We start from the raw sequence: 13,699 nt of genomic DNA, 5'->3' as shown, positions 1-13,699 counted from the left end.
GCGCCGGCAGCGCCTCCCGGGCGTGCCGGTCTACCGCCCTCCGTGGTCTTCGCCCGGCACGCCCGGGAGGCGCTGCCGGCGCTGCTGGCCTGCGGCCGGTGCCCGATCCGCGCGGTGTGCGAGGAGGTCGTCGACCCCGAGCACAGCTGGTTCGACGGCGTCTGCGCGGGCCGCCTGTGGCGCAACGGCCGGGTGATCGCGCCGGCGCCGGCGTCCGGCCTGTCCGCGTGAGTCCCGGGACCGCCGTCCGCAACGAAAGGAATCGTCAAGTGACCTGCAACCTCGCCACCGAGCACACCGCCCGGGCCGTCCGGTGGCTCGACATCCTCCGGCGCCAGTTCCCCGAGCTCGTCCGCGAACTCGTTCCCGGAAGTCCCGGCTCCTCGGCCGCGTCCAGGGACCCCCTCACACCGCAGGCGCTGCGGTCGCTCGCGGAACGCGACCGGGAGGACCGGACCGACCGCGAGTGGGTGCTCGGCGGGGGCGCCGCACCGCTGCGACTCCATGTGTCCGACGCCCTGCGGGACATCACCGACGGCGTCGTCGAACTGGAGGAGGCCGTCCGGGACAAGCTCGGCCTCGGCCGTGCCCGCCGCGCCCCCGTCCCCGAGCGGCTGGGCCGGATCGCCGGCCTGCTCGACCGGGTCGCCGAGCATCCCGTCCTGGCCGCGCACGTCCTCGACGAATGCCGCCGCATGGCCCGCCGCTGCGGTTCGGTGCTGGGGGAGACCGAGGTCCTGGTCCGGGTGGACGGACGCTGCCCCTGGTGCGACTCGGTCTCGTTGCGAGCCCTGCCCGCCCGGAGGGCGGTGCTCTGCGTGAACCCCGGGTGCCGCTGCACCGACGAGGACTGCGGCTGCGCGGACGACCCCGCGCACCGTCACACCTGGGCCGAGACCGCATGGGGGCAACTTCCCCTGGATCCCGCGGCGATCGCCGGCCTGGTCGACCGGGAGGCCGTGTGAACAGCGCGCGGTACCCCGGCCCGACGCTGATCAACGGCGAGTCCGCCGCGCGGGAGACGGGGGTCGTCCCGGCCACGGTCCGCAAGTGGGTGCAGCTCGGGCACCTGGCCGCGGCCGGCCGCAGCGGCCGGGCGAGCCTGTACCGGCTGGAGGACGTGTTCGCCGCCGAACGGGTGGCGCGTGGCCGGAAAGCGCCCACGCGTCGCGCCTGACGTCACGACAACTCCCTGCATCGCCCCGCGTACCCGAGGAGGTACGCGGGGCTGCGTCATGTCCGGGGACCGGCCGGCGTCAGGTCATGCCCGCCCCCGGCAGACCCCGGGGCGGGCGGCGCGGGCGCCGCGGCCGGGGGGCCGGCGCCGGTCCCGGCGGGGCGGACGCCGTGTCGGGCGCCGGGCTCACGAGTCGCGGAAATTCCCCCGGCCGGGGACGGGCGACGCCGTCCTCCCGCTCCGTCTCCGCTTCCTCCTCGTACTGGCCCATCGCGTCCTGCCAGCCGTGGGTGTAGGCGCGGAGAGTGATTTCCTCCAGGTGGGAGCGGGTGACCGCCACGAGACCCTCGGGCAGGCACGCCTGGACGATCTCCTCGATGAGCCCTCGGGCCTCCTCCTCCGTCAGCGTCCGGGCGGCCGGCGGAGCGGCCGGCCGGGCCTGTTCCTGTGCGTGTTCCTGCGTGCGCTCCCGCGCCCGGTGCTCCACCGGTTCGTGCATGTCCTCCGTGCCTGGCACGGCACTCCCTCCCCGTTGCCCCCTGGTGCCGAGCGGCGGTCGAGCGTCGCCGGACCCAGACGTCCTTCACACACGTGTTCACCACTTTCGGGTGCCGCCAATCCTCGGGAGGCACGCTTCGGGCCACGGATCCAGCCATTGCGGAGGCGATTCAAGTTGCGAGCGCGAGCGCAATCAGTCACGATGGATGCAGCGGCGGAGCTGTGCCCGGGACCGGGTGACGGACCGCCGCTTCGTGCTGGACGGCGGCCCACCGCTCGCACCGCGAAGCCGCCGCCACCGTCCGAAGGGAGCAGAAACCCTTGCCCAGTCCACCCGTCTTCCCCGATGTGGAGAAGCTGGTCGTCGACTTCCTGAAGGCCCGCCCCGAACTGACCGGAGCGACCGTCGACAACGCCGCGCCCGCCGGCTTCGACGGCACCCAGCCGGTCGTGCTGGTCTCCCGTGCGGGAGGGGCCTGGATCGACGACGCGCACCTGGACCAGCCGCTGGTCGACCTGGAGGTCTACGGCCCGACCAAGACGGCCGCCCACACCCTGGCCCTGTCCGCCCGGTCCGCCGTGCAGGCGCTGCGGGCGACGACCTACGGGACGGCCGTCGTCACCGACGTCGTCGAGGCCGACGGCCCGCGCTGGCTGCCCGACTGGAACCGGGCCGCCGCGAACCGCTACTACTCCACGACGCGGCTGTACATCCGGCCCGCCTGAGCGTCCGACGTCCACCCCTGATCAGGCCCTGCCGTCCGGCGGGGCCTTCGTCATGTCCGCATCCCCGACAAGGAGTCCAGCATGGCAGGCAACAACTCTTCCGAGATCCGCGTCGCCGGCACCGGCCGCATCCTCGTCGCCCCCGTCGGCACCGCCGCCCCGGCCGACACCGTCGTCGCCTGGGCGGCCGCCTGGAAGGACCTCGGCTACACCTCGCCCGACGGCATCAAGTTCAACAAGAAGGACAAGCTCGACCCGGTCGAGACCTGGCAGTCCGTCAGCCCGGCGCGGTTCATCTACTCCGACCGCGACCTGAGCGTGAAGTTCCAGCTGCTGCAGCTCAACGAGGACACCCTGCCCTTCTTCATGGGCGGCGACGCCGTGGCCGCCTCCGGTACGGAGTGGAAGTACGACCTGGCCGGCGCGCCGAAGTTCAACGAGAAGGCGATGGGCATCGAGTTCACCGACGGCGCCAACGTCACCTACCGCTTCGTGATCCCGCGCGGCCAGGTCACCGAGACCGAGGAGATCACGCTCAACCGCACCTCCTCGGTCAAGCTCGGCGTCACCTTCACCGCGCTCGCCGTGGACGACGTCAAGCCGCTGGCCACGATCCTCATGAAGGACGCCTCCTACGCGTAGACACCCCGTCCGACCGCCGGAGCCGGTGGCGCCGCGCCACCGGCCCCGGGCCCTTTCCGCACAGTCCCGGTACACCACCCACCCATCTCAGAGGGGGATGCAGCATGGCCGGTTTCGACGTCAGCGCCGCCCGTGCCCAGCGCCTGGAGGCGCTCGGCCGTTCCTGGACCTTCACCGTCGACGGTGACACCTTCGAGCTCCCCACCGAGCTCACCCGCTCCACGGCCCGCGAGCTGCGGGCCCTGGACGACAACGACGTGGACGGGCTGCTCCAGCTGCTGCTGGGCGAGCGGCAGTTCGACCGCTTCGACCGCCACGAGGTCACGATGCAGGACATCGCGGCCATCCTGGAGGCCTACGGCAAGGAGACCGGGCTCGGCCTGGGGGAAGGCTGAGCCTCGGCGGGTTCGTCGACGAACACGCCGAGGCGCTCGAGGCGGACCTGCTCCGCCACTACGGCGTGGACCTGCTGGACTGGCACCGCGGCCGGCTGTCCTCCCGCCGGCTCGCGGTGCTGGTCCGGCACCTGCCACGCGACAGCGCGACCCTGCGCCGCGTCCACGGTGAGGCCGCCGACTGGTCGGTGGGCGACCACCTGCTCGCCAACGTGGTCGACCACCTCGCCGAGGCCAACTGGATGTTCGCCACCGTGAACCGCGACGAGGACGCGGAGGCGCTGGAGTACCCCCAGCCCGTCCCGCGCCCCGGGGGCGGGGCCGGTCCGGGCGGGGACGAGGAGCCGTCGCCGGTTCCCGGGAACCCCACGCCCGCGCAGTTGATCCGTTTCTTCGCCTGAGGGGCCGATCCATCCGTGACCAGTTACACGGCGCTCAGCGCGCTCCCGTATCCGCAGTCCACCGACAACGCCGACCTGCCGGCCCACGTGAAGGCCCTCGCCGAGGCGGCGGACGGCCGTACCGTCCTGCGCTTCCCCGACGCGGCGACGCGGGACGCAAAGATCACCGCACCGGCCGCGGGCATGCTCGTCTGGCTGACCGCTCCCGGCTGCTTCACCCACCACACCGGCACCGCCTGGGCCGGGCTCGGCGTCTGGAACGCCTACACCCCCACCTGGACGGCCGCGACCACCAACCCCGCGATCGGCGACGGCACGATCGCCGGCCGCTACGCCCTCGTCGGCAGGACCTGCCACTTCCAGCTGTACCTCACCTTCGGCTCCACCACGACGAACGGCAGCGGCGCCTACACCTTCGGCCTCCCCGTCACCGCCGGCGCCACCGGCACCCTCGTCCAGTTCGCCGGCAACGCCTCCAACTCCGCGGGCCGCGCATTCGTCAGCGGCCAGCTCGCCGCCACGTCGGGAGCCACCGGTTTCACCGTGTGGGCGCCGGGCTCGACGAGCGCGTCCAACCTCAACCAGGTCGGCAGCGGCGGCGTGTTCGGCACGGCGTTCTCGAGCGGGAGCTTCATCCGCGTCAGCGGTACGTACGAGACGGCGTGAGGCCGGCGTGGTCCGCGGTGGCGCGTGGTCGCGCGGTCGCCCTGTCTCCGGCGGGCCCTGCCACACGCTCAGTTCATCGTCCGGGGACGGGCCTTCCGCCAGCGGACGAACGGCTTCAGTACGCCGCGGAAGAAGAGGTACTCGGGCGTCTCCTGGATCGAGTCCCATCCCTGGTACAGGTCCAGGTTGGAGATGTGCGGTGCTTCGGCCCGCAGCGTGTCCAGACGGTCGAGGACGGACGACCCCATGCCGGTGTCGCCGACGAACTGCCAGAAGACGTTCCCACCGGATGCCGCTTCGAGCTGATCGGCCAAGCCGGGACCCTCCGAGTGGAATCCCCACACGAAGAACAGCACGAGGGCCGGGCCGTCGTCCGTGCCGAGACTGCGCGAGATCTCCCGGATCGCCGCGGCTGCGTCCTCGGGGCCGAAGAGTTCGTAGCGCTCCGCGTGCCGGGCCAGGAGATTGCCCGGCGCGGCGTCCCGGGAGAGCAGCGGCTCGCGTGGGAGCACCGCCCAGTCGGCGATCCACCCCGCGGCCTGGGGCAGGCGGAGCTCCGGAAGGCGGTGCGCCCGTGAGGTGTACAACCAGACGTCCACACCCGTCCCCGGAGCCAGGAATCCGCCCAGCGTGGCGGCTCTGCGGGCCATATCGGCGATGACGCCGGTCTCGAACGGATGGCGGTGTGCGCCGGGGAGGGCGAGGACGACTCGGGCCGGATGCCGTTTCGTCCTGCTGATCCGGGTGGCCATGGAGGCAGCGAGAACCCCTTTGCGGGGGTTCGAGCCCTTTCCCGGTGGACGCAGCTCTCCGCCAGCCATGTCGGGAGGCTATGACGCCGCCCGACGTCGACGCAACCAGGACTCAAGGAGTTCGCATGGGCTTTGACGTGGACAAAGACCTCTACTTCGTACGCAAGGAAACGGAGGGAATCAAGAAGGCCCTGACCGGCATCAGTCTCACGACGACCGGAATCAGTCATTCGATGACCGGAATCAAGGGTGACGTCGAGGGGCTGAAGGCTGCCGTCGCAGTGGTGGCGGCCACCGCGCAGTTGTTCAAGGTCGACTACAGCTTCGTCAAGATCGACGAAAAGGGACTCAGCGTCCGCGGTGTTCAGAAAATCACCTTCGGCAACGTGAAGGCGGCGGAGCAGGCGAAGGACGAGAAGAAGCAGAGGGAACTCGACGACCGTCTACGGCGGATGTTCCTCGCCAAATCGGAGCACCAGGCGATTTCCAGCGCCCAGGCGGCGGCCGACCGGGCGAACAGGGATGTCCGTGACCTCAGGACCCGGCTGCGCGGCATCGGCCAGGGAGCGGACCTCGGTGCCCGGGGCGCCAAGCGCGAGGAGTTCAACAAGCTGCGGAGCTCCGTGCAGGGGCTCAGCCAGGCGCTCGCGGGGATCTGATCGCACGGCACAACGGAATTGAGGCAGACATGAATCTGAAGCAGGCCATTGCCGGTGTGGATGCCCGGCTCGCGGGACTGGGGAGTTCCCTCAGCCGCACCGGGACGGCGATGAACCGGGTCAAGGGGGGTGCCGACTCGGCCGGCGGCGCCGTGGGCAGGCTGCGCACCGGTCTCGGCACGGCCGACACGGCCCTCGGCAAGTCCCGCGGGAGCACGGACAAGTTCAAGACCTCCCTCGACAGGCTCAAGGGTTCCTCCGGCAAGGCCGAGGAGGCCCTGCGCGACGTGAAGCGGCAGTCCGACGCCGTCGAGAAGTCCGTCGGGAAGGCGGGCAAGAACGCCGACCGCGGCGGGAAGTCCATGGGGAGCCTCGGCAAGGGGGTCAAGGGGGCCTCGCTCGCGCAGCGGGGGCTCAACCTCGCGATGGCGGCGAACCCGTTCGGGCTCGTCATGGCACTGCTCGCGCCGGTCATTTCCCAGTTCATCAACATGGACAAGGTGTCCGCCGCCCTGGCCAAGGGCGTGAAGTGGGCCTGGAACGCCATCCTCGGCGCCATCAAGTCCCACGCCGGCCCGATCAAGTCCGTGCTGAAGGGCATCATCAACGCCTTCACCGCGCTGCCCCGCGCGTACATCAGCGGCATCAACTACATGATCTCCGCGCTGAACCGGGTCCACGTGTCGATCCCGGGCTGGGTGCCGGTGATCGGCGGCAAGTCCTTCTCGATCCACATCCCGCAGATCCCCAACATCCCCGCCCTCGCCCAGGGCGGTGTCGTCCCCGCCCGGAGCGGCGGCACGCTGGCGGTGGTCGGTGAGGGCGGCGAGGCCGAGGCGGTCATCCCGCTCAGCAGGCTGGAGCGGATGCTCGGCACGGGCGGCGGGTCGCCGGCGCACATGGCGCGGCTGGCGGCGGCCGTCGAGAAGCTCGCGGAGCGGCCCGTCGTCGTCCAGGTGGACGCACAGACCATCGCGCGGGCCGTGGCCCTGGGCAACCGGCAGCTCGCGCGGCGCTGAGCCGCGCCCCCTCCCGCCCTTCCTGCGGATTCGACGCCGGCGACCGTGTCGCCGGCCTTTTTCATGCCCTCACGGCAAGAGACGAGGTGACACATGGGCAGGAACCTGTGGATCGGACCGCCCGGTTCGCTGTACGAGATCGACCGCGCGGCGCGGAGCTTCGACCGGAGCGCCGACCTCGGCGTGTCGGAGTTCACGTCGCTCGGCGGCCGGGTGACCGTCGTGCGCAACGCGCGCGCCAACCGCCGGACCAAGCTGAGCTGGGACACGCTGGAGCCCGCGCAGGCCAGGGTGCTGGACCGGCTGGCCCGCCGCACCGACGGCGCCGGGCCGGTCGCGCTGCTCGACCCGGCGGCGGCCAACATGCTGGACGCGCTGCAGGCGGCCGGCCGGGGGGAGCCGGGGAGCACAGGGCTCGGCCAGTGGCTCCCGGTGGTGGGCACCGGAACGGGGAGCGTCACGGAACCGGCCTCCCCCGGGGTCTTCGCCTTCACCGCCGCGGACACCGCCGCGAAGGTCGGCTGGCGCCACCGCTACTGGGGCAGCCACCCCGTCGCGCCCGGCACCCGGATCTCCTTCCGGGCCTCCACGGCGATCGCCGCCCTGCCGACGTGCGCGGTGAACCTCGACTTCAAGAACGCCGCCGGTGCCTACCTGTCGTCGGTGTCGGCGAACGGCGCCTACGTGGCGGGGACCGTGCCGGCGGGCGCGGCCTTCGTGACGCCCTGCGCGAAGCCCGGGGCCGCCGGGACGTACGCCCTCGCCGGGGCCTGCCTGTCGTACGACGACGGCGCCGCCGACGGCGTCCCCGGTGACGGCTGCCCCGCGATGGCGGTCACCGGGTACAGCGACGTGCCGTCCCAGCCGCTGCCGTACCGCGGCGTGAGCATCGACCTGGTGGAGGTGGCCGGTGCAGCGGGCTGACGACGCGCTCGGCGCGGCCCTCGCGCAGGGCGAGCGGACCACGTCCCACTCCACCCGCTTCGGCGGCAAGGACCTCGGCGCCCAGGTCCAGTCGTGGAGCGTGGACCGGTCGTACGCGACCGACCTGCCGGAGGCGATGCGGGCGTTCTCCGGCAGCGCCTCGGCCCAGGCCGAGTTCGAGATCTCGGGTGCGGCCGTCTCCCCGGACGAACACCTGCAGGGCGGAGCCGACCGGTCCGGGCCCCAGCTGTACTCGCCGTGGGCGCCCAGGAGCACGGGAGACCTCGTCCGTCCCGGCCAGTCCGTGGTGCACGCCGCGGGGCTCGGCGGGAACGACCTGGCCGCCTTCCGCGGCACGGTCCGGGCCCGCAGCGCGGCCTCCGGCAGCGACACCGTCAAGGTCACCGCGCTGGACGGGGCCGAGCGGCTGCGCGGCCCCGCCGTCCTGCCGAAGCCGTACATCGGGTTCTTCCGGAAGCGCCCGTTGTCCTCGGCGACCTGGTGCGTGGACGAGCTCCTCCGGCAGGCGGGACTCCACAGCTCCCCGCCCGCGCGCTACCCCGAGTTCGTCGAGGGGCAGCCGCTCACCCTCGTCCACGCGACGCTGCACGGCGGGTTCACCACGCCCTACGGCCAGCCGGAAGTGCTGCCCGATCCGCGGAACTACACCTGGACCAGGCAGGACGCGCCCCACGAGATGGCGCTCGTGCCCACCGGGCTGGAGCCGGGCACCACGGGCCTGACGGCCTCCTGGTTCCCGCGCAGCCGCGTCACCGTGCCGGGCAGCCGGCTGTTCGCCGAGGCGTGGGTCAACAACGCCGTCGGCATCGGCGACACGGTGGAGATCCACCTCCAGCTCAACCGCACGGGATCGGCGACGGGCACCCTGCGCCTGGTCGTCGACTTCGTCGCCGGCACCGTCCGCCTCTACTCCGAGGGCTCGGACCAGGGCTACTGGTACTTCGAGTGGTCATGGCCGGCCATCAGGACACAGCGGGGCGTCTGGCACATCGGCGCGTTCTTCGACACGGCGGGCACCGGGACCGCGGTGTACCCCACCGTGCAGCCGAGGCTGACCGCACCCGACGGAACGCAGCTGCTGGGGACGGCGGCCACGTACGTCCAGCCGTCCGGCATCCAGAAGTCCGCCGAACTGGACCAGGTGCGGCTGGTCACCACCGTGGCCGTGGAGTCGCTGCAGGTGACCTCCGGACTGGCCGCGATGCCGGCCGCCGCCGTCTTCGGCCAGTCCGGCACCTGGACCAAGGGCGCGGTCCTGGACGACGCGGTCTTCCCGCTGGTCTCCGTCCCCCGGATCTCGGGCTCGCAGTGGGACGTGCTGACGCAGATCGCCAAGGCGACCATGGCGACCGCCGAGTTCGACGAGCACGGCGTCTTCCGCTGGCGCAACCACACCCGGTTCGCCCAGCCCCCCACGGCGGCCGACCTCACGCTGACCACCGTGCGGGACATCGCCGCGCTGACCGTCACGGAGGAGATCGACGCCTGCCGGAACTACTGCGTCCAGCCCGCCAAGGACTGGTCCAAGACCGGCGCGGCGACCGGGACCGTCTACGACGACAGCACCATCCGGGAGATCCCCGCGAACCGGTCCGTCACGGTCAGCTACGTGATGGCCGAGGAGGAGTTCGACATCGGACCGCCGCTCACCGACGACGACTCCGTCACCACCTCCGGGTCCTCGGTGCGCTTCGCGACCTCGCCCGCGGCCGGGGCGACGGCGGTCAAGGGCGCGGTCGACGTCCTGACCCGCCGCGAGGACGGCTACCTCGTGGTGCGCTTCAGCAACCGCAGCGCGCAGACGCTCTACACCGTCACGAAGACCGGCGAGCCCTCCGTCCACCTCGAGACGCTCAAGCCGGCCGACGACCCGGCCGAGCGCTTCGCCACCTCCTGGGTGGCGGGCAGCGCCGGCGAACGGTTCTACGGCCGCCAGGAGTACTCCGCCGAGGCCACCGACTGGGTGCAGGACCTGCGGGGCGCGCAGTCGCTCGCCGACGCCATGCGCAGGGCCGGCGAGTACCCCGTCCCCGTCATCGGCGACGTCGAGGTGCTCCCCGACCCGCGGATCCAGCTCGGCGACGTCGTGCGGCTGGTCGACACCAGCGGCGCCCGACTGGACACCCTGGCCTGGGTCACCGGGATCAAGACCGCGGCGACGGCTGCCGGCGGGGTGCGGCAGACCCTGACCCTGCGCGGGACCGTGCCCAACGGGGTCCCCGCGGACTCCGGGCTGACCCCCGACGTCCCGGCGGCGCCGGTGACGGAGGTGTGGCAGACGTACGCCCAGGTGGCGGCCGCCTACCCGACCCTCGCCGAGGTGAAGGCCGGCGGCCGGACCTGGCGCGACATCAAGGAGGGCACCCATGCCTGAGGACACCCCCGGAGCCGCCCCCGTCACCCTGACGGACGTTCAGTTCCAGCAGCTGGCCGACACGGTGACGACGGAACTCGCCGGATACCTCGGCGTCGGTGCGGACCATGGACCGGACCTTCCGGTCGCCGTCACGGTCAGCGACGGCCCGCCGCCGGAGGGGGAACCGGAGCCGCCGGAGCCGCCGTCCCCGCACGGCCCCGGCGAGGAGGAGGAAGCCACCCCGTCCCCGTACACCGCCGAAGGCGGCGGCGTACCCGAGCCCGCAGCGGAGGCGACCGCGTGAGCACGCAGTACACCCCGATCAGCAATCTCCCCTACCCCCAGGCCACCGACGCCGCCGACCTGCCCGCGAACCTCAGGGCGCTCGCGGAGGGCGTGGACGGCCGTACCGTGATGCGCTTCGCGGACGCGGCGTCGCGCGACGCCAAGGTCACGGCACCCGTGGCCGGCATGGTCGCCTGGCTGACGACCCCCGGCCGGCTGGTGCAGTACACCGGTACCGTCTGGGCGCCGGTGGGAGCCGTCCCGGTGTTCCGGGTGAACGTGGACGGCGGCACCACGAACTCGACGACCTACGCGGAGACCCTGACCGACGCGGTCGGCGACCCCATGGCGGCCGCCTTCACGGTGCCCGCCTCCGGCCAGGTCATCGTGACGGTGGGCGCCTACATGTGGAGCTCGGGGGCGTACAGCTCCTACATGTCCGCCACGGTCCGCAGGGCCTCGGACAACGCGGTGTTCCTCGCCACCAGCGACGACCGGGCGGCACTGGTCACCAACACCGGCCGGGGTTCGTCGTCCAGCCAGTTCCTCGTGACCGGCCTCACGGCGGGCACCGGCTACACCGCCACACCCGCCTACCGCTCCGGCAACGCGTCCAGCACGGCCAGCTTCGACACCCGCTTCATCCGGATCGACCCGCTGCTGTAGCACCGTCCGCCCCCGAGCCCCGGGCCGCCGTGCGCACGGCGGCCCGGGGCTTCCCCGTTCCCGTTCCCGTCCCCGTCCCCAGTCCCAGTCCCACCACCGTCCCACCGATCAGAGGAGGAACCATGGCCACACCCGTCTCCGCGACGGCATTCCTGGCCGCTCTCGATGCCGAAGGCGTCACCGTCGCCGGACACGGCGACTGGCGCACCCACAACCGCAACGCCGTCGCCGCCTGGGGCCAGGTGCACGGGGTGATGCTGCATCACACCGCCGGCCGGGACAGCGTGGCGATGTGCCGGACCGGCCGCGCCGACCTGCCAGGACCGCTGTGCATCGGCGTCATCGCCAAGGACGGCACCGTGCACCTGGTCGGGTACGGGCGCACCAACCACGCCGGCAGCGGTTCGAGCGCCGTGTACGACGCCGTCCGCGCCGGCCGCCCGCTGCCAGCCAAGCCCGGTGCCGACGCCGTCGACGGCAACGCCCACTTCTACGGGTTCGAGATCGAGAACCTGGGCGATGGCCACGACCCCTACCCCGCCGCCCAGTTGGCGGCCGTGGAGAGGACCGCCGTCGCCCTGTGCCGGGTGCACGGCTGGAGCGCCGGCCACATCATCGGGCACAAGGAATGGACGGGACGGAAGATCGATCCCAGCTTCCCGATGCCGGCCATGCGGGAGCGCGTCGCCAAACGGCTCGGAACCCCGCCCGCGCGGACGTACGAGCCCTTCCCGGGCGCCGCCTTCTTCCGGCCCGGCCGTCGCAGCGACGTCGTCACGGCGATGGGCCGGCGCCTCGTCGCCGTCGGCTGCGGCCGCTACCGGCAAGGGCCCGGGCCGGAGTGGACCGAAGCCGACCGCCGCTCCTACGCCGCCTGGCAGCGCAGGCTCGGCTACGGCGGCGCGGACGCCGACGGCATCCCCGGCCGCACCAGCTGGGACGGACTGCACGTCCCGAAGAGGAAGGAGACCACATGACCGACGCCGACCGCCGTACCGTCCGCACCCTCGTCCAGACCGGCGTCGCCCTCGCCGCCGCCGCGCCGCTGCTGGTCGACGCGGCCTGGCCGGGCGCCTGCACCGTGCTCGCCGTCGCGGCCGCCGTCACCCGCGTGATGTCCCTCGACGCCGTGGAGCGGCTGCTGCCCTCCTGGCTGAGGCGGTGAGGCAGATGACCACGCATCAGGAAGGCGCCCTCGGGGTCGCCCTCGAACTCGAACGCCTGCGCCGCTCCGTCGACGTCGGCTTCGCCACCACGCGGGGTGATCTCGCCCTGCTCCTGCAGCGCGCCGACCAGACCGACAAGGTGCTGGGCGAGCACGAGGAGCGCATCGAGGCGCTGGAGCGTTCCCGCTGGCCGCTGCCCGCCGTGGCGGCGCTCACCGGGTTGCTGGCGCTGGTCGTCGCCGCCTACGGGACCTTCGCCGGGTGAGCGGCGTACCCCGGCCGCGGGACGGCGACCTCAGCGGGCGCGGCTCGAGCCGCGCCCGCGCCGCCCGGCGTCCCCCCGGGCCGCCGCCGCCCGCTGCGGCAGGGGGCGGCGCCTGATCGCCAGGACGAACGCCGCGACCGCCGCCACCAGGACGGTCTCCACGGCCGGTCCGAACCACGAGGAACCCTTCGACGCGTCCCCCGCCGCCGCGGGCCGCGGGCCGCGGCTCTCGCCGGGAGGCCCCCCGGCCATCGCGCGCACCTGGCTCAGCGTCGGCACCAGCTCCCCGACCGGCTCCACGCGGCCCACCGCGTCGAACCCCCAGTCCAGCAGGTCGGCCGCCTCCCGGTACACCTCGTCGTACCCCGACTCCGGGTGCATCACGGTCACCAGCAGCGTCCGTCCGTCGCGCTCCGCCGCGCCCGTGAAGGTGTTCCCGGCGTTGGTGGTGTAGCCGTTCTTCACCCCGATCATGCCGTCGTAGTCGCCCAGCAGGCGGTTGGTGTTCTGGATCTCGAAGGTCGCGCCCTTCTCCGCGGGGAACCGCGCGACCTGCGTCCGGCAGTAGTACCTGAAGTCCGGGTTCCGCAGCCCCGCCCGCGCGAAGAGCGTCAGGTCGTACGCCGACGACAGCTGGTCGGGCGTGTCGTAGCCGTCCGGGCTCACCACGTACGTGTCGTTTGCCTGCAGCTCCCGCGCCCGCGCCCGCATCTCCCGGACGGTCTTCGCCACCCCGCCGTTCATCGAGCACAGCACGTGCACCGCGTCGTTCCCCGACCGCAGGAACACCCCGAGCCACAGCTGCTCGACCGTGTAGGTGATCCCCGCCTCGATCCCGACCAGACTGCTCCCGGCTCCCATGTCCGCCAGGTCCGCGTGCGTCACCTCGTGCCGGGTCCGCCGGCCGAAGCGGGGCAGCAGCGTGTCCGCGAACAGCATCTTCAGCGTGCTCGCCGGGGGCAGTTGCCGGTGCGCGTTGTACGACGCCAGCACGTCACCGGAGTCGGCGTCCGCGACGATCCACGACAGGGAGTTCGTCTCCGGCAGCCTCGGCGCCCCCACCGCCACCTGCACCCCGTGC

General features: G+C 72.8%; 20 protein-coding genes. 17 read left to right on the top strand and 3 right to left on the bottom strand.

Features of this window, described 5'->3' with window-relative positions:
* The 3 genes from PV350_RS37510 to PV350_RS37500 all read left to right on the top strand — a co-directional run.
* Positions 1-231, top strand: a 231-nt coding sequence (locus PV350_RS37510) for a hypothetical protein (RefSeq protein WP_500337936.1), incomplete at its 5' end; no start/stop codon positions are given.
* A 38-nt stretch (positions 232-269) separates the two neighbouring features.
* Positions 270-965, top strand: coding sequence for a hypothetical protein (locus tag PV350_RS37505; RefSeq protein WP_500337935.1), 696 nt, complete (start codon positions 270-272; stop codon positions 963-965).
* Positions 962-1,177: a hypothetical protein gene (locus PV350_RS37500; RefSeq protein ID WP_499513560.1), complete on the top strand. Its 216-nt coding sequence runs from the start codon at positions 962-964 to the stop codon at positions 1,175-1,177. Before PV350_RS37505 ends, PV350_RS37500 begins: the two co-directional genes overlap by 4 nt.
* A gap of 79 nt (positions 1,178-1,256) precedes the next feature.
* On the opposite strand, the gene PV350_RS37495 is transcribed toward PV350_RS37500, so the two are convergent.
* Positions 1,257-1,694: a hypothetical protein gene (locus tag PV350_RS37495; RefSeq protein WP_499513561.1), complete on the bottom strand. Its 438-nt coding sequence runs from the start codon at positions 1,692-1,694 to the stop codon at positions 1,257-1,259.
* Between the two features lie 302 nt (positions 1,695-1,996).
* Here PV350_RS37495 and PV350_RS37490 point away from each other — a divergent pair, with 302 nt between their 5' ends.
* The 5 genes from PV350_RS37490 (at position 1,997) to PV350_RS37470 (ending at position 4,505) form a co-directional block, all read left to right on the top strand.
* Entirely contained in the window at positions 1,997-2,401 is a 405-nt protein-coding gene (locus PV350_RS37490) for a phage tail termination protein (RefSeq protein ID WP_499513562.1), read from the top strand.
* 81 nt (positions 2,402-2,482) lie between these two features.
* Complete coding sequence (locus tag PV350_RS37485) at positions 2,483-3,043, top strand: phage tail tube protein (RefSeq protein ID WP_499513563.1); 561 nt, start codon at positions 2,483-2,485, stop codon at positions 3,041-3,043.
* A 104-nt stretch (positions 3,044-3,147) separates the two neighbouring features.
* Entirely contained in the window at positions 3,148-3,438 is a 291-nt protein-coding gene (locus PV350_RS37480; protein WP_499513564.1) for a hypothetical protein, read from the top strand.
* Between the two features lie 65 nt (positions 3,439-3,503).
* Positions 3,504-3,839: a hypothetical protein gene (locus tag PV350_RS37475; protein WP_500337934.1), complete on the top strand. Its 336-nt coding sequence runs from the start codon at positions 3,504-3,506 to the stop codon at positions 3,837-3,839.
* A gap of 15 nt (positions 3,840-3,854) precedes the next feature.
* A complete protein-coding gene (locus PV350_RS37470) occupies positions 3,855-4,505 on the top strand; it encodes a hypothetical protein (protein ID WP_500337932.1) in 651 nt (216 codons plus the stop codon).
* A 68-nt stretch (positions 4,506-4,573) separates the two neighbouring features.
* Here PV350_RS37470 and PV350_RS37465 read toward each other — a convergent pair whose 3' ends face one another.
* Positions 4,574-5,257, bottom strand: coding sequence for a VWA domain-containing protein (locus tag PV350_RS37465; RefSeq protein ID WP_500337930.1), 684 nt, complete (start codon positions 5,255-5,257; stop codon positions 4,574-4,576).
* A gap of 125 nt (positions 5,258-5,382) precedes the next feature.
* On the opposite strand from PV350_RS37465, the gene PV350_RS37460 reads away from it, so the two are divergent.
* The 9 genes from PV350_RS37460 to PV350_RS37420 all read left to right on the top strand — a co-directional run bounded on the left by PV350_RS37460 (position 5,383) and on the right by PV350_RS37420 (position 12,618).
* Entirely contained in the window at positions 5,383-5,916 is a 534-nt protein-coding gene (locus PV350_RS37460; protein WP_499513568.1) for a hypothetical protein, read from the top strand.
* 29 nt (positions 5,917-5,945) lie between these two features.
* On the top strand, positions 5,946-6,935 hold the full coding sequence (locus tag PV350_RS37455) for a hypothetical protein (RefSeq protein ID WP_499513569.1): 990 nt from the start codon (positions 5,946-5,948) through the stop codon (positions 6,933-6,935).
* Between the two features lie 93 nt (positions 6,936-7,028).
* Positions 7,029-7,859 carry a hypothetical protein gene (locus tag PV350_RS37450; RefSeq protein WP_499513570.1) on the top strand — a complete coding sequence of 277 codons (831 nt, stop codon included), beginning with the start codon at positions 7,029-7,031 and terminating at the stop codon, positions 7,857-7,859.
* Positions 7,846-10,254, top strand: a complete 2,409-nt coding sequence (locus tag PV350_RS37445; protein ID WP_500337927.1) for a hypothetical protein — start codon at positions 7,846-7,848, stop codon at positions 10,252-10,254. Before PV350_RS37450 ends, PV350_RS37445 begins: the two co-directional genes overlap by 14 nt.
* Positions 10,247-10,540, top strand: coding sequence for a hypothetical protein (locus tag PV350_RS37440; protein ID WP_499513572.1), 294 nt, complete (start codon positions 10,247-10,249; stop codon positions 10,538-10,540). Before PV350_RS37445 ends, PV350_RS37440 begins: the two co-directional genes overlap by 8 nt.
* Complete coding sequence (locus PV350_RS37435; RefSeq protein ID WP_500337925.1) at positions 10,537-11,187, top strand: hypothetical protein; 651 nt, start codon at positions 10,537-10,539, stop codon at positions 11,185-11,187. Before PV350_RS37440 ends, PV350_RS37435 begins: the two co-directional genes overlap by 4 nt.
* Before the next feature lie 122 nt (positions 11,188-11,309).
* Entirely contained in the window at positions 11,310-12,164 is an 855-nt protein-coding gene (locus PV350_RS37430; RefSeq protein WP_500337924.1) for a peptidoglycan-binding protein, read from the top strand.
* On the top strand, positions 12,161-12,352 hold the full coding sequence (locus PV350_RS37425) for a hypothetical protein (RefSeq protein WP_499513575.1): 192 nt from the start codon (positions 12,161-12,163) through the stop codon (positions 12,350-12,352). Before PV350_RS37430 ends, PV350_RS37425 begins: the two co-directional genes overlap by 4 nt.
* Positions 12,353-12,357: 5 nt before the next feature.
* On the top strand, positions 12,358-12,618 hold the full coding sequence (locus tag PV350_RS37420; protein ID WP_499513576.1) for a hypothetical protein: 261 nt from the start codon (positions 12,358-12,360) through the stop codon (positions 12,616-12,618).
* A 30-nt stretch (positions 12,619-12,648) separates the two neighbouring features.
* On the opposite strand, the gene PV350_RS37415 is transcribed toward PV350_RS37420, so the two are convergent.
* The coding region (locus PV350_RS37415) for a D-alanyl-D-alanine carboxypeptidase family protein (protein ID WP_500337923.1) at positions 12,649-13,699 on the bottom strand (1,051 nt) is incomplete at its 5' end.

This window comes from Streptomyces sp. PA03-6a (assembly GCF_033792765.1).
Classification (GTDB): Bacteria; Actinomycetota; Actinomycetes; order Streptomycetales; family Streptomycetaceae; genus Actinacidiphila.
This window is presented reverse-complemented; position numbering and strand designations above follow the sequence as displayed.